The 20,321-nt window shown below is 66.2% G+C and carries 20 protein-coding genes; 13 read left to right on the top strand and 7 right to left on the bottom strand.

The features are described from left to right. Positions 1-134: 134 nt before the first annotated feature. The 6 genes from QTI04_RS17885 to QTI04_RS17860 all read left to right on the top strand — a co-directional run bounded on the left by QTI04_RS17885 (position 135) and on the right by QTI04_RS17860 (position 6,018). On the top strand, positions 135-863 hold the full coding sequence (locus tag QTI04_RS17885) for a phosphonate utilization associated transcriptional regulator (RefSeq protein ID WP_286599682.1): 729 nt from the start codon (positions 135-137) through the stop codon (positions 861-863). Between the two features lies 1 nt (position 864). Beyond that, positions 865-2,091, top strand: coding sequence for a phosphonoacetate hydrolase (phnA, locus tag QTI04_RS17880; RefSeq protein WP_286616797.1), 1,227 nt, complete (start codon positions 865-867; stop codon positions 2,089-2,091). 20 nt (positions 2,092-2,111) lie between these two features. Beyond that, entirely contained in the window at positions 2,112-3,560 is a 1,449-nt protein-coding gene (phnY, locus tag QTI04_RS17875; protein WP_286616795.1) for a phosphonoacetaldehyde dehydrogenase, read from the top strand. A gap of 2 nt (positions 3,561-3,562) precedes the next feature. Further along, entirely contained in the window at positions 3,563-4,135 is a 573-nt protein-coding gene (locus QTI04_RS17870; protein WP_286616794.1) for a phosphonate degradation HD-domain oxygenase, read from the top strand. A gap of 6 nt (positions 4,136-4,141) precedes the next feature. Next, positions 4,142-5,530: an FAD-dependent oxidoreductase gene (locus QTI04_RS17865; RefSeq protein WP_286616793.1), complete on the top strand. Its 1,389-nt coding sequence runs from the start codon at positions 4,142-4,144 to the stop codon at positions 5,528-5,530. Positions 5,531-5,640: 110 nt separating this feature from the next. Next, positions 5,641-6,018, top strand: coding sequence for a nuclear transport factor 2 family protein (locus QTI04_RS17860; protein ID WP_286616792.1), 378 nt, complete (start codon positions 5,641-5,643; stop codon positions 6,016-6,018). Between the two features lie 30 nt (positions 6,019-6,048). Here QTI04_RS17860 and QTI04_RS17855 read toward each other — a convergent pair whose 3' ends face one another. From QTI04_RS17855 to QTI04_RS17845, 3 genes are all read right to left on the bottom strand, one after another. Further along, the gene (locus QTI04_RS17855) at positions 6,049-6,378 is read right to left on the bottom strand and encodes a thioredoxin family protein (RefSeq protein WP_286616791.1); all 330 of its coding nucleotides are present in this window, start codon (positions 6,376-6,378) and stop codon (positions 6,049-6,051) included. A 158-nt stretch (positions 6,379-6,536) separates the two neighbouring features. Next, positions 6,537-7,697 carry an ABC transporter substrate-binding protein gene (locus QTI04_RS17850; RefSeq protein ID WP_286616790.1) on the bottom strand — a complete coding sequence of 387 codons (1,161 nt, stop codon included), beginning with the start codon at positions 7,695-7,697 and terminating at the stop codon, positions 6,537-6,539. Positions 7,698-7,867: 170 nt separating this feature from the next. Continuing rightward, complete coding sequence (locus QTI04_RS17845; RefSeq protein ID WP_286616789.1) at positions 7,868-9,022, bottom strand: helix-turn-helix domain-containing protein; 1,155 nt, start codon at positions 9,020-9,022, stop codon at positions 7,868-7,870. 180 nt (positions 9,023-9,202) lie between these two features. Here QTI04_RS17845 and QTI04_RS17840 point away from each other — a divergent pair, with 180 nt between their 5' ends. The 7 genes from QTI04_RS17840 to QTI04_RS17810 all read left to right on the top strand — a co-directional run bounded on the left by QTI04_RS17840 (position 9,203) and on the right by QTI04_RS17810 (position 16,884). Beyond that, positions 9,203-9,697, top strand: coding sequence for a (2Fe-2S)-binding protein (locus QTI04_RS17840; protein ID WP_286599700.1), 495 nt, complete (start codon positions 9,203-9,205; stop codon positions 9,695-9,697). Between the two features lie 10 nt (positions 9,698-9,707). Continuing rightward, positions 9,708-12,152, top strand: a complete 2,445-nt coding sequence (locus QTI04_RS17835) for a xanthine dehydrogenase family protein molybdopterin-binding subunit (RefSeq protein WP_286616788.1) — start codon at positions 9,708-9,710, stop codon at positions 12,150-12,152. 21 nt (positions 12,153-12,173) lie between these two features. Further along, positions 12,174-12,965: a xanthine dehydrogenase family protein subunit M gene (locus tag QTI04_RS17830; protein WP_286616787.1), complete on the top strand. Its 792-nt coding sequence runs from the start codon at positions 12,174-12,176 to the stop codon at positions 12,963-12,965. Positions 12,966-13,073: 108 nt separating this feature from the next. After that, entirely contained in the window at positions 13,074-13,997 is a 924-nt protein-coding gene (locus QTI04_RS17825) for a MoxR family ATPase (RefSeq protein WP_286616786.1), read from the top strand. 53 nt (positions 13,998-14,050) lie between these two features. Continuing rightward, the gene (locus QTI04_RS17820) at positions 14,051-15,199 is read left to right on the top strand and encodes a VWA domain-containing protein (RefSeq protein WP_286616860.1); all 1,149 of its coding nucleotides are present in this window, start codon (positions 14,051-14,053) and stop codon (positions 15,197-15,199) included. Between the two features lie 42 nt (positions 15,200-15,241). Further along, a complete protein-coding gene (locus tag QTI04_RS17815; protein WP_286616785.1) occupies positions 15,242-15,850 on the top strand; it encodes a CoxG family protein in 609 nt (202 codons plus the stop codon). Positions 15,851-15,876: 26 nt separating this feature from the next. After that, positions 15,877-16,884 carry an XdhC family protein gene (locus QTI04_RS17810; RefSeq protein ID WP_286616783.1) on the top strand — a complete coding sequence of 336 codons (1,008 nt, stop codon included), beginning with the start codon at positions 15,877-15,879 and terminating at the stop codon, positions 16,882-16,884. Positions 16,885-16,894: 10 nt separating this feature from the next. Here the strand turns inward: QTI04_RS17810 and QTI04_RS17805 are convergent, their stop codons facing one another. The 4 genes from QTI04_RS17805 to QTI04_RS17790 all read right to left on the bottom strand — a co-directional run bounded on the left by QTI04_RS17805 (position 16,895) and on the right by QTI04_RS17790 (position 20,234). Continuing rightward, positions 16,895-17,122 carry a hypothetical protein gene (locus QTI04_RS17805; protein ID WP_286599708.1) on the bottom strand — a complete coding sequence of 76 codons (228 nt, stop codon included), beginning with the start codon at positions 17,120-17,122 and terminating at the stop codon, positions 16,895-16,897. A 72-nt stretch (positions 17,123-17,194) separates the two neighbouring features. Next, entirely contained in the window at positions 17,195-18,826 is a 1,632-nt protein-coding gene (locus tag QTI04_RS17800; protein WP_286599709.1) for a sulfatase-like hydrolase/transferase, read from the bottom strand. A gap of 35 nt (positions 18,827-18,861) precedes the next feature. Next, positions 18,862-19,455: a YceI family protein gene (locus QTI04_RS17795; RefSeq protein WP_286599711.1), complete on the bottom strand. Its 594-nt coding sequence runs from the start codon at positions 19,453-19,455 to the stop codon at positions 18,862-18,864. Next, entirely contained in the window at positions 19,452-20,234 is a 783-nt protein-coding gene (locus QTI04_RS17790; RefSeq protein WP_286599713.1) for a CDP-alcohol phosphatidyltransferase family protein, read from the bottom strand. Before QTI04_RS17790 ends, QTI04_RS17795 begins: the two co-directional genes overlap by 4 nt. Positions 20,235-20,321: the final 87 nt, after the last annotated feature.

Here is a 20,321-nt window from a genome sequence, read left to right as displayed (position 1 = left end):
CGGTAGAGAGGGGGTTGGACTGATCACTGCCCAAGCTCTTGACTGGCTTCGGTGGGCTCAATGTAGGTTGTCGATTGGAGACTGTCAATAAAAAATTGTTGACAGTTGGCAATTCGAAGCGAAAAATGCGCTGCATGCAAACGAACAAGTCGACCGCCGCCCTAGCTTTTCTGCAATCCAGTTCCCTGCCGATGCTGGTGCAAGAGGAGATCGAGCGACTCATCATGACGGGCGAGTTGGCGGTCGGGAGCCGCATCAACGAGAGTGAACTCTCGCTGCGCTTCAACACCAGCCGCGGCCCGATCAGGGAGGCCTTGCGGGCGCTGGAAGAAGCGGGCCTGGTGCGCAACGAAAAGAACCGCGGCGTGTTCGTGCGCGAGATCGCCTTCGAGGAAGCCGACGAGATCTACGAACTTCGCGAGGCGCTGGAAGAAATCATCGGCCGCCGCGTGACGCGCGCCATCGCGCCTGATGCGCTCGAGCGCCTCAAGGCCATGCTCGATCCCATGAAATCCGCCGCCCAGGCGGAGGACCTGGAGCAGTACGCGCAGCTCAATCTGCAGTTCCACGAGATCCTGCTCGACACCGCGGGCAGCCAGAAGCTGACCGAGACCTACAAGCGCCTGATCAAGGAGCTGTCCCTGTTTCGCATGCGCGCCCTCGATGGCGGCGGCGGCCTGCGCGTGTCGGTCGATGAACACCGCGAGATCGTCGAGGCCATCGCTTCCGGCGATGCCGACCGTGCTGGCCGCGTGATGCGCGAGCACGTCGCGGGCAGCCGCGCTCGAATGCACAAGGCCCTGGGCCGCTCTGATACCGCGCAAATCGTGCCAATCACTCACTCACCTACCAAGGAAGCTTGAAATGACAACGGAGACCATCGAAGTCAACGCCAGGAACTACCGCTGGATGAGCCGGCCCGTGGTCGTTGTGTGCGTGGACGGCTGCGAGCCCGCCTATCTCGACGCCGCCGTGGCAGCAGGCGTTGCCCCGTACCTCGCGCGCATGATGAAGACGGGCGCCAATCTGCTGGCGGACTGCGTGGTGCCTTCGTTCACCAACCCCAACAACCTGTCGATCGTCACGGGCGCGCCCCCGGCCGTGCATGGCATCTGCGGCAACTACTTCTTCGACCGCGAACTCGGCGAGGAAGTCATGATGAACGACCCCAAGTACCTGCGCGCCGGCACCGTGCTGGCCGCGTTCGCGGACGCGGGCGCCAAGGTGGCCGTGGTCACGGCCAAGGACAAGCTGCGCAAGCTCCTCGGCAACCACATGAAGGGCATCTGCTTCTCGTCCGAGAAGGCCGACCAGGTGACGCTGGTCGAGAACGGGATCGACAACGTGCTCGATCTCGTCCGCATGCCGGTGCCGTCTGTGTACAGCGCCGAACTGTCCGAATTCGTGTTCGCTGCCGGCGTCAAGCTGATGGAGACGCGCCGCCCCGACCTGATGTACCTGTCGACCACCGACTACGTACAGCACAAGGCAGCGCCCGGCAGCGCCGCCGCGAACTCGTTCTACGCAATGATGGACCGCTACCTCGCGCAGCTCGACGAGCTCGGCGCCACCATCGTGCTCACTGCCGACCACGGCATGAATGACAAGCACGACAGCGACGGCAAGCCCAACGTGATCTATCTGCAGGATGTGCTGGACGGCTGGTATGGCGTCGACAAGGCGCGCGTCATCCTCCCGATCACCGACCCCTACGTGGTGCACCACGGCGCGCTCGGGTCCTTCGCGACGGTGTATGCGCCCGACGAGGCCACCGCTGCGCAATGGATCCTTCGCATCAAGGAGGTCCCGGGCATGGAGTCGGTACTCTCCCGCGCCGAAGCCGCCAAGCGCTTCGAGCTGCCGCCGGACCGCATCGGCGACATCGTCGTCGTCAGCGAGCGCAACACCGTGATCGGCACCTCCGCCAGCCGACATGATCTTTCGGCACTCGAAGTGCCGCTGCGCTCGCACGGCGGTGTGTCGGAGCAGCGCGTGCCGCTGATCTGCAACCGGCCCGTCAACGGTATCGCGAGCGGCCGACGCTTGCGCAACTTCGACGCTCTCGATCTCGCGCTGAACCACGCCCAGTAACGTCGCACGGAAGCACCACGATGAGCCAGCCCATGCCGAAGCCAGCCGACATCCACTGCGAAGCCCTGCGCATTGCCGGCGAGCGCGTCTATCGCGACGAGGTGATCGAGGTCACCTATCCGTACACGGGGGAGGTGGTCGCCACCGTGCCCAAGGCGACGCTGGACGACGTGCGCCGCGCCTACCGCATTGCACGCGACTACAAGCCGACGCTGACCCGCTACGAACGCTACAAGATCCTGATGCGTGCCGGCGAGATCATCGCCTCGCGCCTCGACGAGATCTCGCGCACGATCACGCTCGAGTCCGGCCTCTGCCGCAAGGACTCGCTGTACGAAGTCGGCCGCGCCTCCGATGTGCTGCTCTTCGCCGCGAACCAGGCGCTGGTCGATGACGGCCAGGTTTTTTCCTGCGACCTGACGCACCACGGCAAGAGCCGCAAGGTCTACACGCTGCGCGAGCCGCTGCTGGGTGTCATCACGGCGATCACGCCCTTCAACCATCCGCTGAACCAGGTGATTCACAAGGTGGCGCCGGCCATTGCGACCAACAACCGCATCGTGCTCAAGCCGAGCGAGAAGACGCCGCTGACCGCCTTTGTCCTCGCCGACATCCTGTATGAGGCGGGCCTGCCGCCGGAGATGCTCTCGGTCATCACCGGCGATCCGCGCGAGATCGCCGACGAGATGCTGACGAACCCTGACGTCGATCTCGTCACCTTCACCGGCGGCGTCGCGATCGGCAAGTACATCGCGGGCAAGGCCACCTACAAGCGACAGATCCTCGAACTGGGCGGCAACGACCCCATCATCGTGATGGAAGACGCCGACATCGAGGAGGCCGCCACACTCGCCGCCAGCGGCTCGTACAAGAACTCGGGCCAGCGGTGCACGGCCATCAAGCGCATGCTCGTGCACGAGGCCGTGGCGGACCGGTTCGTCGAACTGCTGGTGCAGAAAACCAAGGCCCTGAAGTATGGCGACCCCATGGATCCGACCATGGACATGGGCACGGTGATCGACGAAGCCGCTGCGATCCAGTTCGAGTCGGTGGTCAACGAAGCCATCGCTGGGGGAGCCAAGCTGCTCTGCGGCAACGTGCGCCGTGGCGCGCTGTATTCGCCGACCGTGCTCGACCGCGTCGACCCGGAGATGACGGTGGCCAAGCACGAGACCTTCGGCCCGGTCTCGCCGGTCATCCGCTTCGGCAGCATCGAGGAGGCGATCCGCATCTCCAACGGCACGGCCTATGGCCTGTCGTCGTCTGTGTGCACCAATCGGCTCGACTACATCACGCGCTTCATCCGAGAACTCAACGTCGGCAGTGTCAACGTGCGCGAGGTGCCGGGCTACCGGCTCGAACTCACGCCTTTCGGCGGCATCAAGGACTCGGGCCTGGGCTACAAGGAAGGCGTGCTCGAGGCGATGAAGAGCTTCACCAACAGCAAAACCTACTCGCTCCCCTGGTAGCCATGAGCCTCACCATTTCCGACATCGTCGGTCTGTTCGAGTCGAAGGGCCACGCCCAGTACGACGGCGAGCCCGTGACGCAACTCGAGCATGCGCTGCAGTCTGCCCATCTGGCGGAGCAGGAGGGTGCCGACAGCGCCCTGATCACGGCCTCGCTGTTGCACGACCTCGGTCATCTACTGCACGACTTCGGTGGCACGCCGACGCAGCAGGGGCTGGACGATCTGCACCAGTACCGCTGCCTGCCCTTTCTTCGTCCATTGTTCGGACCGGCAACTCTGGAGCCGATCCGGCTGCACGTGAACGCCAAGCGATTCCTGTGCGCCCGGGAGGTCGGCTATCTCGAATCGCTGTCAGCCGATTCGAAGCGCAGCCTGGCGCTGCAAGGCGGTGTGTTCGACGACGCGCAGGCCAAGGCTTTTGAGGCCTTGGCTTTCGCCAGCGACGCGGTCCGCCTGCGTCGTTGGGACGACACGGCCAAGTCCGCCGCTGCCGCGGTGCCGGATCTGGCGCACTTCGTTCGCCACATGGAAACCTGCGCAGCCGATCATCGGCGTGCAGCCGTAGCGGCCTAGACCGACATGCGTCCGTTCTGGATCGAGCAGGCGCTCTTCAACGACGGCGATCTCGCGCCGGCCTTGCAAGGTGCGCAGCGCGCCGATGTCTGCATCGTCGGAGGCGGCTTCACCGGGCTCTGGACGGCGATCCAGGCCAAGCAGCAAGACCCTTCGCTGGACATCGCGATCGTCGAGAGCGATCTCTGCGGAGCGGGCGCCAGCGGGCGCAACGGCGGCTGCCTTCTCACGTGGTCGGCCAAGTTCTTCACATTGCGCCGACTCTTCGGCGAAGCCGAGGCAATCCGTTTGGTGAAGGCCTCGGAAGCGGTGGTGGACCATATCGCCGGCTTCTGCCGCGCGCACGGCATCGACGCCGAACTGCGCCAGGACGGCACGCTCTACACCGCGACCTCGCAGGCACAGATCGGCACGCTCGATCCGGTGATGCAGGCACTGGAGGACTGCGGCATCAAGTCCTACTACGCGCTGCCACCCCAAGAAGTGGCGCGCCGGTCCGGTTCGGCGCGGAACCTCGCCGGCGTGTATTCGCCGATCGCCGCGACCGTGCATCCCGGCAAGCTGGTTCGTGGCCTGCGCCGCGCGGCGCTTGCGATGGGAATCCGGATCTACGAGCGCAGCCCGATGCTCGACTTCAGCACCGGCCATCCCGTCACCGTGCGCACGCCCTGCGGCAGCATCGAGGCGAAGAAGCTGGTGCTGGCGATCAATGCATGGATGGCGAGCACCTTCCCGCAGTTCGAACGCACCATCGCGGTCGTGTCGAGCGACATGGTGATCACCGAGCGATGCCCGCAACTGCTTCGGCAGAGCGGTCTGGTCGACGGTGTCTCGGTGCTGGACTCGCGCACTTTCGTCTACTACTACCGCAGCACGGTCGACGGGCGGATCATGCTGGGCAAGGGCGGCAATACGTTTTCGTGGGGAGGCCGCATCGCACCGGTCTTTGACCAGAGGTCGCCCTACGAGGCAGAACTGACGCAGGCATTGCGTTCGTTTTTCCCGGCATTGCGCGACACGCCGATCACGGCGAGTTGGAACGGGCCATCGGACCGTTCCGTCACAGGCTTCCCCTTCTTCGGCAAGCTCGATGGTGCCCCGCACATCTACTACGGCTTCGGCTACTCGGGCAATGGCGTCGGGCCGAGCTACATGGGCGGCCAGATTCTTTCGTCCATGCTGCTCGATCAGGACAACGCATGGACCCGGAGCCCGCTGACGAAAGGACCGCTCGGCCACTTTCCGCCGGAGCCGATCCGCTATGTCGGCTCCATCGTGGTTCGCAATGCGATCCGCCGCAAGGAGCGTGCTGAAGACGAGAACAGGCAGCCGTGGCTCGTCGATCGGATGCTCAGCAAATTCGCGAACGCAGCCGGGAAATCCGACAAAGCATGATCCCGGGTCGCGGGGACATGACCTCCCAGGTCATCGACCCGCGGCGCTGTCATGGCGACCATTCATTCACCCCGCGCTGTTGCGGGTCGTGAACACTGAAAGGAATCGCCATGAACACCGCCACTCCCGATGCCGACCATGTCGCCGAGCACTACATTGCCGTCTGGAACGAGACCGACGAAAGCCGCCGGCTGAAGCTGCTCGAAACCCACTGGGCTGACGATGCGCACTACGTCGATCCCATCATGCAGGGCAGCGGCCGCACGCAGATCAGCGCGCTGGTCGGCGGCGTGCACCAGCGCTACCCCGGTTTCCGCTTCGCACTGAAGGGCCGGCCCGACGGCCACGGCGATCAGCTGCGCTTCTCATGGACCCTCGGCCCGAGCGGATCGGAAGACCTGATCGAAGGAACCGACTTCGTGCAACTCGAGGCAGGCAAGCTGCGCTCGGTGACGGGTTTCCTCGACAAGGTGCCGACCGGCGCCTGAGGCGCCTGATGCAAGGCGCAGGCAGTCGGGCTAGCGCTCGGCAGCTTGCGCCTGTTCGAGCTCCCGCCGGATCAGCGAAGCGCTTTCCGGCCGGACCACCCGGCCCACCTCCTTGCCATCCCGCATGAAGACCAGCGTCGGCCACAGCTTGATGCGAAACGACCGACCCAGAGGCCGCCCGCTCCCATCCTCGATCTTCAGATGCCGCAAGGGCGCCGCGCCGGACAAGGCTTCAGCGATCAGCGGTTGCGCCATCTTGCAGAAGCCGCACCAATCAGTACCGAACTCGACCACCGTGAGGCCGGGAAGCGCGTCGACCTCCGCGCGCGAAGGCGCAACCGTCGCATAAGTTTCATTCATCGCAAGATTCTGCGCGACCGCCAACAATCGCGCTCGGCAGGCCGGCGAAGCCCGGCCCCCTCGTGAAACACCGCGGAACCGGCTCCGCCGGGCCGCAGGTATTGCCCCCGGCAGAGGGTCGGCGAAGCGACACGAAGTGCGCGAAGCCTGGGGCGAGCCTAGCTGATCAGCCTTCCATTGGCACTCATCACCGCCACATCCACGAACTGGTTGCCCTCGCGGTTCCTCGGCCCGAAATTGATCTTCACGCCGCCCAGATCGAAGCCCTCTATCCGCTCGAGTCCGGCCAGCACGGCCGCACGCGACGGCGACGGGCCTGCGCGGCGCAAGCCCTCGGCGAGCACAGACGCATCCATATAGCCTTCCAGGCTCGGCAGCGAAAAATCCTTGGCGCCGCTCGCCAGCATGTCGGCCTGGTAGCGACGCACGATCTCGAACTTGGTCGCGAAAGGCGAGGGCACGACGATCGCGAAGCCCAGCCCATGTGCCAGGTCGCCCATCGCACCCAGCGAACCCGCCGTGATCGACAGACCGTAGGCGCTGCTCTTGCCGCCCGCGGCGCGGAATGCGCGCACGAAGGCGGGCGCGGTGCCGGCCAGTCCGATGATGACGATCTGCGGCTTCGCCTCGGCGATCTGCTTGGCCGCGGGCTCGACTTCCATGCTGGTGGTGCTCGGCGTGCTGGCGATCACCGCCGGCTCGAGCTTGGCCTTCGCCAGCGAAGCCTTGAACCCGGCGAGCAAGGACTGCCCGAGCGGGTCGTTCGAATAGACGATGCCGATGCGCGACTGGCCGAGCACGGCTGCGGTCGCGATGAGCTTGTCGATTTCCTGGTCGTAGTTGGCGCGCACCCAGAAGGTGTTGGGCGCGGCCTTCTTGCGCAGCGACACCGTGCCGGTGTTGGGGCCGACCACCGCCATGCCGGGAACCGCGTCGCTCACTTCCGCCGTCTGGCGCGTGCCCAGCGGATGGATCATGGCGAGCACCGAGTTGTCGGCATAGAAGGCGAGCGCATTCGACTTGGCGACGTCGGGCTTGAACTGGTCGTCGGCCAGCACGAGCTCGACCTTGGTGCCATTGATGCCGCCCGCACGGTTGAGTGCATTGAAATACGCGGACGACCCGAGGAACAGGCCCGTGCCGTTGGCTTTCTCGACGCTGCTGTTGTCGAAGGTGGCGCCGATTCGGATGGATCGGGCCTGCGCAAACACCGGCAGTCCCATGCTGGCCGCCGCGGCGACGCCGGTCATGCGTGTCAGGACTTGGCGTCTCGTCGGCTTGGGGGACAAGGTGAAGGTACGGGCCTCTGATGCGCTCATGGTCAAACGTCCAGTCATGCCGCCAATCCGGCGTGCAGGTAGTTATAGACAAACGATAACAATAGCAACTAAATGTAAATGAGCCGCGCACAGAAGGAAAGTGCCGTGTGGCGAACGGCACGAATGAAAGCGTGAGATTTCCGGCACCCACCCGCCGGTCAGAAGGGCGCTCAGGAATTCGAGCGCGGGCTCTGCGACAGCTTGCGATAGACGGTCGCGCGGCTGATGCCCAGTGCGCGCGCTGCCTCCGTCACGTTGCCGCGCGCGTCGTCTACCGCCTTGCGAATCAACGCGGTCTGGACGTCGCGCAGGCGCGGCCGGTTCGTGCCCGCAGCGTGGGCCGATGCCGGCACGGGCTGGTCGACTAGCTGTGGCCGGGCCTGCACGCGCAGCCCCGACCAGAGCGGCACTTCGAGCACCGCATCTCCGCGCCGTGCCGCGTCGAACAGCATCTGCGGCGGCAGGGCGAAGAGGTCGTTGCAGTTCAGCGCCGGTCGTGCGCCAAGCGGCTGGTGGAGCATGTGGCGCGCCGCGGCATTGGCACCCGTCACATTGCCGTCCGCATCGATGCAGAGGAGCCCCTCGGTGTCCGCGCCGGTCGCGCAGCCCGGCCAGCCGATCTGCAGCAGCAGCTCGCAGGCGTGAGTGCGCAGCAGCGCGTTCTCTATGCTGCGCGCCGACAGCGCGGCCAGATGCCGCAATTCCGGCCGCTCGACCACTTGCACGCCGGTCAGGTCCAGCATGCCGATGCATTCGCCCTGCGGTCCGAAGAGGGGAGCGCCCGCGCAGCTGTAGATGCTGGTGTCGTCGAAGAAGTGCTCTCCGCGGTGCAGCCAAACCGACTCATGCTCGGCCAGCGCAGCGCCGATGGCCGTGGTGCCGACCGCGCGCTCCGACAGGTCGACGCCGATTCGAGCGAGGTCGCGCGCATGCCGGGCCGCCGCGTCGCTGCCGCCGGGCAGGGCTCCGACGTCCACCACGATGCCGTCGGCGTCGGTCAGAATCGCGAAGTAGCGCGTGTCGGCGATCGCTCGTGACAACCGGTCGAGCACCGGGCGGGCCGCCGCGACCAGCGCCCGGTTGCGCTCGGCGACAAGCCGTGCGGACGGCGCCGAGACCGGATCGAAACTCACCCGCTGCCGGGGGTCATGGCCTACCGCCAGGCACCGCTGCCAGGAACGCACGAGCCAAGGCTCCACCCGAGAACCGGGCACGCCGGGCACGCCGGGCACGTTGGACGAGGGTTCGCCTTCGATCCATTCGCGCCGTGCCTGGGCGATGGAGAGGGAACGCTCGGGCAGGGGCGAAGCGGATGGGACGGTCATCGTGTGGTTCGGGCCTGAAGCGGCGCCTTGTCTCGGCTCGCCGAATGGCAAGCTGTTTCATTTTGAGAATTTCAAGTGCAACGCGCAAGCGGCTAGGGTTTTGCCTAGGCTAATGGTCAGGTCGCACGGCCAAGATTCAATTGGCCGAAATCAGCCATCACCTACAACGGAGACAGCCACATGCAGGTTCCTTTCACGGTCAACGGCCGCGAGGTCACGGTCGACGCGCCCCCCAACACCTTCCTCGTGCACGCGATCCGCGAGCATCTGCACCTTACCGGCACGCACGTCGGCTGCGACACCGCGCAGTGCGGCGCCTGCACCGTCCACGTCAACGGACGAGCGATCAAGTCGTGCAACGTACTGGTCGCGCAGGTGGCCGGCGCCAACATCACCACGATCGAAGGCATCGCCCAGCCCGACGGCACGATGCACCCGATGCAGGCTGCGTTCAAGGAGTGCCACGGCCTGCAATGCGGCTTCTGCACACCCGGCATGGTGATGAGCGCCATCGACCTGTGCACGCACCATCCCAAGTCGAGCGAAACCGAAATCCGCGAACTGCTCGACGGCAACCTGTGCCGCTGCACCGGCTACCAGAACATCGTGAAGGCCGTGCAGATGGGTGGCGAGGCGATGGCCGCCGCGCCCGCCAAAGCAACGGCCTCGGCCTGAGGAGCACGACATGGGTGCATCCGACTTCGCAGGCCTCCCGCACATCGGCGAGGCCTTCCGGCGCAAGGAAGACTATCGGTTCCTGACAGGCGCAGGCCAGTACACAGACGACGTGACGATGGGCAACCAGAGCCACGCCGTGTTCGTGCGTTCCCCGCACGCGCACGCGAAGATCAAGTCCGTCGACATCGCCGATGCCATGAAGATGCCCGGTGTGGTCGGCATCTTCAGCGGCAAGGACATCGAGGGCAAGATGGGCGGCCTGCCCTGCGGCTGGCTCATCAACAACCCCGACGGCACGCCGATGAAGGAGCCGGCGCACCCGATACTCGCGATCAACAAGGTGCGCTACGTAGGCGACCACGTCGCGATGGTGGTGGCCGAAACGGTCGAGCAGGCGAAGAACGCCGCCGAAGCGGTCGTTGTCGACTACGAGGTGCTGACCCCGGTGGTCAGCGTGGCCGATGCCGCGAAGAAGCAGAGCGGCGTCACCATCCATGACGAGGCACCTGACAACCAGTGCTACAAGTGGGCAATCGGCGACAAGGCGGCGGTCGACGCCGCTTTCGCCACTGCGGCGCACGTCACCAAGCTCGACCTGGTCAACAACCGGCTGATTCCCAACCCGATCGAACCGCGCGTCGCCATCGGCAACTACAGCCGCGGAACCGAGGAGTACGTCCTCTACGTCTCCAACCAGAATCCGCACGTCGAGCGGCTACTGATGACGGCTTTCGTGCTGGGCCTGCCCGAGCACAAGGTGCGGGTGATCGCTCCGGACGTCGGTGGCGGCTTCGGATCCAAGATCTTTCTCTACGCGGAGGACGTCTGCCTGACATGGGCCGCCAAGCAGCTCAACCGAAGCATCAAGTGGACTGCCGAACGCTCGGAGTGCTTCCTTTCCGACGCGCATGGCCGCGACCACGTGAGCCACGCCGAGATGGCGATGGATGCACAAGGCAAGTTCCTCGCGCTGCGCGTGCACACCGATGCCAACCTCGGGGCGTACCTCTCAACTTTCGCGACGGCGGTGCCGACCATCCTCTACGCGACCTTGCTCGCGGGGCAGTACACCACGCCGCAGATCTACGTGGAGGTCGATGCCTGGTTCACCAATACGGCGCCCGTCGATGCTTATCGTGGCGCGGGCCGCCCCGAGGCGACCTACCTGCTCGAGCGGCTGGTGTCGCGCTGCGCCTGGGAAATGAACCAGGGCCAGGACGAAATCCGCAAGCGCAACTTCATCAGCACCTTTCCGTACCAGACGCCGGTGGCACTGCAGTACGACACGGGCGACTTCCATGCCTGCATGGACAAGGCCAAGGCGCTGGCCGACGTGGCGGGCTTCGCACAGCGCAAGTCCGCGAGCGAGGCCAAGGGCAAGCTCAGGGGCATCGGTTACTCCAGCTACATCGAGGCGTGCGGCATCGCGCCGTCGAACATCGCCGGTGCGCTCGGTGCGCGCGCAGGTCTGTTCGAGTGCGGCGAGATCCGTGTGCATCCGACGGGCAGCGTCACGGTATTCACGGGCTCTCACAGCCATGGACAGGGCCACGAGACCACCTTCGCGCAGGTCGTCGCGGCGCGGCTCGGCATCGCCGTGGAGGCGGTGGACGTCGTGCACGGCGACACCGGGCGCGTGCCCTTCGGCATGGGCACCTACGGCTCGCGCTCGATCTCGGTCGGCGGCGCTGCGATCATGAAGGCGCTCGACAAGATCGAAGCCAAGGCCAAGAAGATCGCGGCCCACCTGCTGGAAGCAAGCGATGCGGACATCGAGTTCGCCAACGGCGAGTTCACGGTCAAGGGCACCGACAAGAAGATCCCCTTCGGCCAGGTGGCACTGACGGCCTACGTGCCTCACAACTATCCACTGGACAAGTTGGAGCCGGGCCTGAACGAAACCGCGTTCTACGACCCGACCAACTTCACCTTCCCTGGCGGCACCTACATCTGCGAGGTCGAGATCGACAAGCAGACGGGCGAGGTGAAGATCGATCGCTTCAGCGCGGTCGACGACTTCGGCACCATCATCAATCCGATGATTGTCGAAGGGCAGGTGCTCGGCGGGCTGGTGCAGGGCATCGGCCAGGCGCTGATGGAAAACTGCGTCTACGACAACGAGACCGGCCAGTTGCTCACCGGCAGCTTCATGGACTACGCCATGCCGCGCGCCGAGGACTTCCCCATGTTCAAGCTGGACACGGTGTGCACGCCGTGCACCCACAACCCGCTCGGGACCAAGGGCTGCGGCGAAGCCGGTGCCATCGGTTCGCCGCCCGCGGTGATCAACGCCGTGCTCGACGCGCTGGCGCCGCTCGGCGTCAAGGACTTCGACATGCCGGCGTCACCGCATCGCGTCTGGGAGGCGATGCAGAAGGGCAGCGTGAGCCCCACGCAGCAGCCGCAGCAGCCGTCGCTGGCCGCCAGCACCCAAGGCCGCCCCGCACCCTGAACACCGGAAGGAAAAAACACCATGTACGCCTTCACCCTCGAACGCCCTACCACCCTGGCCGATGCCGTCAAGCTCGCCGCAGCGGGCGCCAAGCCGCTGGCCGGCGGCCAGACCCTGCTGGCCTCGATGAAGCTGCGCCTGTCGGCGCCCGAGCAGCTCGCCGACCTGAGCGGCGTCAAGGAGCTCACCGGCATCACCAAGGAGGGCAATGCCTTCCTGATCGGGGCGATGTCGCGGCACCTCGATGTCGCGAACAACTCCGCGATCAAGGCGGCCTACCCGGCGCTGGCCGATCTCGCTTCGCGCATCGGCGACCGGCAGGTGCGCGCCATGGGCACCCTGGGCGGTTCTGTTGCCAACAACGACCCGGCCGCGTGCTATCCCAGTGCGGTGCTCGGTTCGGGTGCCACCGTCGTCACCACGCAGCGGGAGATCGCCGCAGACGACTTCTTCGTGGGCCTCTTCACCACCGCATTGACCGACGGCGAGTTGATCAAGGCCATTCGCTTTCCGATTCCCAAGCGCGCAGCCTATGAAAAGCTGCGCCAGAAGGCGTCCAACTTTCCGTTGGTCGGCATCTTCGTCGCGCAGTACGACGGCGGCGTGCGCGTCGCGGTCACCGGTGCGGGCAACGGAGTGTTCCGGCACAAGGGGTTGGAAGAGGCGCTGACGAAGAGCTTCACGCCCGAATCGGCGGCCGGCGTGAAGATCGATTCGAACGATCTCAACAGCGACCTGCATGCGTCGGCCGCCTACCGTGGCAACCTGATCAGCGTGTTGACACAGCGAGCAGTCGCCAAGGCGCTCGGCTAAAGGGATGGCCCCCACGCTCGGCACCGCGTGTCCTCGCTGCCCCCCGAGGGGGCCGCAGGCCGCCTTGGGGCGGCCCGGCACCCGCCTGGTCGCCGCTATCCTCTCGCAATGACCGATACCCTCGCAGCCACCCCGTTCCCCACCATCGACGCGGTCGTGCAGGCGCTGCAAGGCGCCGGCTATTACGCCGATCGGCGGCTTGCCACGGCGGTGTATCTCGCGCTCAAGCTCCAGCGCCCCTTGCTGCTGGAGGGCGAGCCGGGTGTCGGCAAGACCGAACTCGCCAAGGCGCTGTCGACCGCATTGCAGCGCGAGTTGTTGCGCCTGCAGTGCTACGACGGGCTCGAACAGCGCGAAGCACTCTATGAATGGAACTACGCGGCGCAGCTCCTGCACATGCGCGCCGCCGAGGCGCACGGCACTTCGAGCGACGTCGAATCCGAGGTCTACCAGCCGCGCTACCTGATCCGCCGGCCACTGTTGCAGGCGCTGCAGGCGCCGGCGCCCGGCGCCGTCCTCCTGATCGACGAGGTCGACCGCGCCGACGAGCCTTTCGAGGCCTTCCTGCTCGAATACCTCGGCGAATACCAGGTCAGCATTCCCGAACTGGGCACGGTGCGCGCACTGGTGCCGCCGGTCACGCTGCTGACCAGCAATCGCACGCGCGAACTCAACGATGCCGTCAAGCGTCGTTGCCTCTATCACTGGCTCGACTACCCCGAACGCGAGCGCGAACTGGCCATCGTGCGCGCGCAGGTGCCGCAGGCTGGGGCGGTGCTTTCCGAGCAGGTCGCGGCCTTCGTCGGTCGGCTGCGCAGCGCGCCCTTCGCGAGCGCATTCCAGCGCGGGCCCGGTATCGCCGAAAGCGTCGAATGGGCGAAGGCGCTGGTCGCGCTCGACACCATCGAGCTCGACCCCGAGATCGTGGTCGACACCGCCGGCATCCTTTTCAAGCAGCGTGACGACGTGGCGGCGCTGACGCACGAGCTCGCATCGGATCTCCTCAAGCCCGAGGAGGAGGCTGCGCCTTGACCACCCGCGTCCAGCAGCTGGGTGATGCACGGCGGGGCAAGCTCGCAGGCAACATGCTGGGATTCGGCCGCGCGCTGCGACGCGCCGGTGTGCGGACCGATTCCATGCGCATCGCGCTCGCCGCCGAGGCGGCCACGCTGGTCGGTGTCGACAACCGGCTCGACCTCGCGGCAGCGATGGAAGCCGTGATGATCAGCCGCGAGGAAGACCGCCTGGTCTTCCGCGAACTCTTCGACGCCTGGTTTCGCGACCCGGAGCTTGCCAACAAGCTGCTGGCCCAGATGCTGCCGAGCGCCGAAGGCAAGGCAGAACCGTCGAAGCGCCGGCCGCGCGTGCGCGAGGCACTCGCTGCGCCGCGCGATACGGTCAAGCCCGCGCAGACCGATCGCGAGGTCGACTTCGACGCCGCGATGACGGCGAGCGACCGGCTGCGGGTGCACCACGCAGACTTCAACGCACTCGGCGCCGCGGAGTACCGGCTGGTCGAGCGCCTGGCTCGCGACATCGCGCTGCCGATCCCGACGTTGCCCGCACGGCGCCTGCGCCTGACCGGCGACGCCGGCGCCCATTCGCGCATGCACTGGCCCGGCGTGCTGCACGAGGCGGCCCGCACCGGCGGAGAGATCATGCGTCTGCCGCGGTGGTCGCGCCGCAAGCAGCCATTGCCGCTGCTGGTGCTGGTCGATGTGTCCGGGTCGATGGAGCGCTATGCGCGCTTGCTGCTCGCCTTTCTTCATGCAGCGACTCGGCGTTCGGGACGGCGCGACGTGTTTGCGTTCGGCACTCACCTGACTGATCTGACGCCGGCTTTCCGCATTGCCGACACCGATGCGATGCTGGCCGCGGCAAGCGACGCCATCGACGACTTTGCCGGCGGCACGCGCCTCGGCGCATCGCTCGGTGAATTGCGTCGACGCCATGCCCGCCGCCTCACCGGACGCCGCACGCTGGTGCTGGTGATCAGCGACGGCCTGGACACCGGGGAGCCCGAAACGCTGGAGAACGAATTGCTCTGGCTCAAGCGCCATTCGCGACGCGTGCTGTGGCTCAACCCGCTGCTGCGCTATGAAGGCTACGCGCCGCTCGCGCGCGGTGCGGCCATGTTGCACCGTCATGCAGACGCGATGCTCGCAGTCCACAATCTCAGTGCTCTGGAACAACTGGCAGCGAGTCTGGCCAAGTTGATGCGGTCCGGCCGGTAGGGCCGGCCGCTCGCGCGATACAAGACATCAAAGGAATCCACCATGGAAATGCTCGGCAATCGCAGGCTCGGCGTCACGCAACAGCAGGCGTGGGAAGCACTGAACGATCCTGAAACGCTGAAGAAATGCATCCCCGGCTGCGACAAGTTCGAGCTGACCGGCGAGAACCAGTACACCGTCGCGCTCGCCGTCAAGATCGGTCCCGTGTCGGCCAAGTTCAACGGCAAGGTCAGTCTCGCGGATATCGAGCCGCCCAATAGCTACAAGCTCTCGTTCGAAGGGCAGGGCGGCGTGGCGGGTTTCGCCAAGGGCTCGTCGAGCGTGTCGCTCAAACCGGTTGCGGACGGCAGCGAGGGCTGCGAACTCGACTACACGGTGCAGGCGCAGGTGGGCGGCAAGATCGCCCAACTGGGCCAACGCCTGATCGACGGTGCCGCGAAGTCGACCGCCGACGATTTCTTCAAGCGCTTCGAAGCCGAGATGCAGAGCCGCTACGGCCCGCCGCCCGCGGAAACGCCTGCGGAGGAAGCGCCGGCGGAAAAGACTGGCGCCATGGCCGGGTTCATGCAGAAGCTCGGCATCGGCCGGAAGTCCGACAAGGCTGCGGACGAAAAGACAGACGAGAAGCCAAGCGAGAGGCCAGGCGAATAAGGCGCCTCGGAAAGCAGGGAACAGACATGGAAAACCTCGACGTCATGGTGCTTCGCACCTTGCGCGACTGGCGCCAGGCCGGTCGCCGTGCGCTGCTCTCCACCGTGGTGCGCACGTGGGGATCGTCGCCCCGGCCGATCGGTTCGATCATGGCGCTGGCCGAGGACGGCGCGGTCGTCGGCTCGGTGTCGGGCGGCTGCATCGAAGACGACTTGATCGCGCGCTACAGCCGCGCGCACGGTGGCGATGGCGCGATGCCATCCGGCGCACCGGCGCTCGTCAAGTACGGCATCACCGCCGACGAGGCGCATCGCTTCGGGTTGCCGTGCGGCGGCACGCTGGAACTGCTGCTCGAATACGATCCCGATCCCGCTTCGCTTGCGACGCTCGTCGCCGCGCTCGAGCAAGGCCGGCTGATGCAGCGCACGGTGTCGCTCGCCGATGGCGCCGTCAAGCTGGCCGAGGCGCCATCGCCCGCCGAGCTGACGGTGACGGACTCGGAACTGGTCAACACCTTCGGCCCCGAGTACCGCATGCTCCTGATCGGCGCCGGCCAACTGGCCGAATACCTCGCGACGATGGCGAAGTTCAGCGGCTTCGCAGTCACCTTGTGCGACCCGCGCACGGAGTACCACACGGCCTGGTCCTTGCCGGGCGTGACCATTACCACTGAAATGCCCGACGACGCGGTGACGGCCTTCAGGCCGGATCGCCGAACCTGTGTGGTCGCGCTCACGCACGACCCGAAGCTCGACGATCTCGCATTGCTCGAAGCCTTGAACAGCGAGGCCTTCTACGTCGGCGCCATCGGCTCCCGCCGCAACGCCGAAGCGAGGCGCGAACGCATGATCGATCACTTCGACCAGACCGAAGCGTCGCTGGCGCGCCTGCGTGGGCCGATCGGCATCTACATCGGCAGCAAGACGCCGCCGGAGATCGCGGTGAGTGTGATGGCGGAGATCCTGGCAGTGAAGAATGCAGTCGCGCTGCCGCGGGAGGCTGCGGTTGCCGTGGCCAAGGCGGCCGTCGAATAAGGGTGCGGAATCAGCGCTTGCTGGAGTGGAAGAGCCCACCGAGAAAGGTGGAGTTCCGCCCCATCGCCCTCTGCACGTCCTTCGATTCGCGCGCTTCGATCTTGGCCATCGAGAAGACGAAAAAGGCTGCAACGAGCACCACGCAGACACCGGCCGCGATCAACAGTCCTATCCACGATCCCAGGTAGAAGGCCAGGGCAAGGACCCCGATATTGGCAAGCAGGACGATGGCGCGCATAGCCGGACAGGCTATCAGAGAAGCCCCCGCAACCAGCGTGAAATAGTGCACAGAACGCGCAGGCTTGCCGGTCTATTCCGCGGCGCCGGAACGACTGCCTGAGCGGCCGTCGAATGCGCTGAGCAGCACGGACGTGAGGCCATGCATCGACATGAGCGAAGGCTGCATCGGCAGCAGGCCTGGTGTGAAGCCGGCGGCTTCGAGGCGCTGCAGGAGCTGCGGGTCGGCGCTGATGATGTGAACAGGTACATCCCACGATGCGTCACGGCCACTCACGCTCGCCATCGGCTGATGGTCGCCGATCACGATCGTCAGCATGTTCGGCGGCGCGTGGCCTGACAGGTAGTCGCCCAGCCATTCGAAGGTGTAGGCCAGCGAATCGAGATAGGCGGGCACCGGCTCCAGCCATGACAAGGGCTCGGCCACGGCATGCGCCACCTGGTCTTGCGCGTACGCATCAGCGCGAAGTAGTCGGTCCCAGTCGGGCACATAGGGCGCCAGGGGGCGAAACGGCGCGTGGCTGGCCAGGGTCGGGAAGACGATCAGGCGCGGCGCGCGTGTGGCGGGTGAGGCGGCCAGCTCCTGCGCCTGCACCAACGCGACCGAGGCCTGGTCCGGGATGCGCCAATGCCCGAAATCCGGGCCGCGATAGCCCATGTTGGTAGCGTCGACGTAGCGGTCGAAGGCGTAGAAGCTGCCTTCGGGCCAGGGCCGCTGCAGGCCCGGCATCCAGCTTACGGTTCGGTAGCCGTGGGCCTTGAAGTGCCGCACCAGCGTGGGTCGCTCCGTCGCGAGCAGCAGTTCGTAGTTCCCAGGCTTCTGCATGTCGACACCGCTCAGCAGTTCGGCGTGGGCGAGCCAGGAGGCACCGCCGTAGGTCGGCGATCGCACACGCCCCGAAACAACCTGTCGTCCGCCGGCCCGCAGGGCTTCGGCCAGCCGCGCACGGTGTGACGCGAGCCTGGCGGCCTGGTCGGGGGCGTCGAGGGTCGTCACGCCGTAGGACTCCGCGAAGATCAACAGAACATCGGCGCCGCCGAGTCCTCCCAGGTGCGTGTCGAAGGCCGGGCTGGGCGACAGGCGCGAGGCGATACTGCCCGGCCACAGTTGCCCTGCGAGCAACTCGGCCTGTCTGGCGATGATGGGCGCGACCGGCATCGAAAAGAACCAACGCGTGTCGCGCCCACCCATGCCGTGCATGGCGAAAATCCCCAGCAGCAGTGCGCCGAAGACGCCGATCGCCGGACGCGGCCGGTGCCATGCGAGTTCGCGCGCCATGGCAGCCCAGCAATGGTGAGCGACGCGGTACGCCAGCCACACGACGGCCAGAATGATTGCCGCACCCAGGGCGATCTGCCATTCCGCAGCATTGCCCATGCGAAGCACGTCGAACAGATGACGGCCGTCCCAGTACAGGTTGATCTCCCGGCCGAAGACGGCCGATGCAGTCACCTCTACATAGCGCGTGACAACCCAGAAGGTGGTGAGCGCGGCCAGCGCGCGCAGCATCCGGGCGCTCGCGGCGCCTCGCGCGGCCAGCCACGCCGTGAGCGCGAGCGTTGCCATGCACAACTCGAAGGACAGACGCAGCCCCGGTCGCGCCCACAGCGTCGGCCAGATGTTCTCCAGCGTGAACATCGCATTCAGCATGGCGAAGGGCAGGCCGAAGCGCAGCAGCCATCGCGTCCATCCGGGCCATGGCACCGCCCCGGTCCGCGGTGAGTGCCGGGCGCCGGCGATCATTTGCGCTGGGCCTCGAACTCGATGATGAGCGGTATCTCGTCGCCAACCCACTCGTTGCTCACGCCGTAGTTCATTCCGTAGCTGCTGCGCTTGAAACTGCCGCGTGCCGACACGCCCATCGTGTAGACCCTGTCGATGGGCGAGGGGCCGCTCTTGTTCCAGGTCGCGGTGAGCGTCAGTGGCTGTGGCTTGCCCAGCAGTTCGAGCTGACCCGGGATCTCGAAGGTGCGGTCGCCGGTTCGCTTGGCGCTGGACGCGGTGAACACCATGCGCGGGAATTCGCTGGCGTTGAGGAAGTCGGCGCTCTTCAGATGCTGGTCGCGCCTGCCGTAGTTGCTGAAAACGCTCTGCGTGTCGACCTCGACGCGCAGGTTGCTCAAGGTGGCGGTGGCTTCGTCGAAGCTGTAGCTGCCGCGTGCCGCACGAAACATCCCGAGCACCTTGGCATAGCCGAGGTGATCGACCATGAAGGCGACGGTGATGTGGTTCGGGTCCAGCTCGTAGCGCGCCGGCTCGGCCCGCACCGGCGAAGCCAGTGCCATCAGCGAGAACAGGGTGACGCACAGTCTCCGGATCGGCGGCGCATTCATGGTTCGACCTCCAAGGGGGAACGGTGACGACGGGCCAGCCAGACGATGTCCACTGCGAAGGATGCAGCCAGGGCGGCCAGGCTGGCCGCGGCAATGGACTGGCTCCACGCGAGCGGAATGATCGGCCCGAGGCACACGATCAGGCTGGTGATCTGCACCACGCACACGGCCTTGCGGCGCTGGCTCGGCGGTAGAGGCCGCGCCAGCCATGGCCAGGCCTTGGCGGCCAGCACGAATACGTAGCGCATGAGACCAGCCGCAATGATCCATAGGCCGGCCTTGTCGAAATGAATCACCAGCAGGCTCAGGACGAGCACCATCAGCGCATCCGTCTCCATGTCGAAGCGCGCGCCGAATTCGCTGGCGATGCCATGAGTGCGTGCCAATGGGCCATCCAGCGCGTCGAGCAGCGCTGCGGTCGTGGCGATGACGATGGCGGCCCAGGCGATCGGCGCGACGTCGGCAGTGGGCTCGCCAATTCCGGCCGCGAGCAGTGCCACGAGCGTCAGGCGCAACAGCGTCACGCGGTTGGCCGGGCCGAAACGCAGATTCGGCGAATGGTCCGGAAGCCCGCGCAGGACGATCGCGAACGCCACGACAAATACGCTCACTGCCTTGATGTGAAACCAGGGACCGAGCGCAGCCAGCAGCCCGGCGCCGCCGGCGATCAGCGTCAGCAACACGAGGCAGGCCAGGGCCTCCCCCCATGCATCGCGACGCAGCGCAGCAGCATGGCTCGACGGGAATACGCGACGGTCATTGGAGGACTGCGAAGTCATCGTCTTAAGATCGCTTCCATCGGCTTGAACAGGGTCGCTCGCGGACAGCGAGCGCTGAAAGCAGCATGCCAGCATATCCGTCCCGCG

The organism is Variovorax sp. J22R115, from assembly GCF_030317005.1.
Lineage (GTDB): Bacteria > Pseudomonadota > Gammaproteobacteria > Burkholderiales > Burkholderiaceae_C > Variovorax.
Note: the sequence above shows the minus strand (reverse complement) of the source record. Positions and strands in the feature narration are given on the sequence as shown.

What these genes read in the sequence shown, in the direction of transcription:
- QTI04_RS17885 (WP_286599682.1), top strand. Translation starts at nt 135, where the DNA reads ATGCAAACGAACAAGTCGACCGCCGCCCTAGCTTTTCTGCAATCCAGT.
- phnA (WP_286616797.1), top strand. Translation starts at nt 865, where the DNA reads ATGACAACGGAGACCATCGAAGTCAACGCCAGGAACTACCGCTGGATG.
- phnY (WP_286616795.1), top strand. Translation starts at nt 2,112, where the DNA reads ATGAGCCAGCCCATGCCGAAGCCAGCCGACATCCACTGCGAAGCCCTG.
- QTI04_RS17870 (WP_286616794.1), top strand. Translation starts at nt 3,563, where the DNA reads ATGAGCCTCACCATTTCCGACATCGTCGGTCTGTTCGAGTCGAAGGGC.
- QTI04_RS17865 (WP_286616793.1), top strand. Translation starts at nt 4,142, where the DNA reads ATGCGTCCGTTCTGGATCGAGCAGGCGCTCTTCAACGACGGCGATCTC.
- QTI04_RS17860 (WP_286616792.1), top strand. Translation starts at nt 5,641, where the DNA reads ATGAACACCGCCACTCCCGATGCCGACCATGTCGCCGAGCACTACATT.
- QTI04_RS17855 (WP_286616791.1), bottom strand. Translation starts at nt 6,378, where the DNA reads ATGAATGAAACTTATGCGACGGTTGCGCCTTCGCGCGCGGAGGTCGAC.
- QTI04_RS17850 (WP_286616790.1), bottom strand. Translation starts at nt 7,697, where the DNA reads ATGAGCGCATCAGAGGCCCGTACCTTCACCTTGTCCCCCAAGCCGACG.
- QTI04_RS17845 (WP_286616789.1), bottom strand. Translation starts at nt 9,022, where the DNA reads ATGACCGTCCCATCCGCTTCGCCCCTGCCCGAGCGTTCCCTCTCCATC.
- QTI04_RS17840 (WP_286599700.1), top strand. Translation starts at nt 9,203, where the DNA reads ATGCAGGTTCCTTTCACGGTCAACGGCCGCGAGGTCACGGTCGACGCG.
- QTI04_RS17835 (WP_286616788.1), top strand. Translation starts at nt 9,708, where the DNA reads ATGGGTGCATCCGACTTCGCAGGCCTCCCGCACATCGGCGAGGCCTTC.
- QTI04_RS17830 (WP_286616787.1), top strand. Translation starts at nt 12,174, where the DNA reads ATGTACGCCTTCACCCTCGAACGCCCTACCACCCTGGCCGATGCCGTC.
- QTI04_RS17825 (WP_286616786.1), top strand. Translation starts at nt 13,074, where the DNA reads ATGACCGATACCCTCGCAGCCACCCCGTTCCCCACCATCGACGCGGTC.
- QTI04_RS17820 (WP_286616860.1), top strand. Translation starts at nt 14,051, where the DNA reads ATGCTGGGATTCGGCCGCGCGCTGCGACGCGCCGGTGTGCGGACCGAT.
- QTI04_RS17815 (WP_286616785.1), top strand. Translation starts at nt 15,242, where the DNA reads ATGGAAATGCTCGGCAATCGCAGGCTCGGCGTCACGCAACAGCAGGCG.
- QTI04_RS17810 (WP_286616783.1), top strand. Translation starts at nt 15,877, where the DNA reads ATGGAAAACCTCGACGTCATGGTGCTTCGCACCTTGCGCGACTGGCGC.
- QTI04_RS17805 (WP_286599708.1), bottom strand. Translation starts at nt 17,122, where the DNA reads ATGCGCGCCATCGTCCTGCTTGCCAATATCGGGGTCCTTGCCCTGGCC.
- QTI04_RS17795 (WP_286599711.1), bottom strand. Translation starts at nt 19,455, where the DNA reads ATGAATGCGCCGCCGATCCGGAGACTGTGCGTCACCCTGTTCTCGCTG.
- QTI04_RS17790 (WP_286599713.1), bottom strand. Translation starts at nt 20,234, where the DNA reads ATGACTTCGCAGTCCTCCAATGACCGTCGCGTATTCCCGTCGAGCCAT.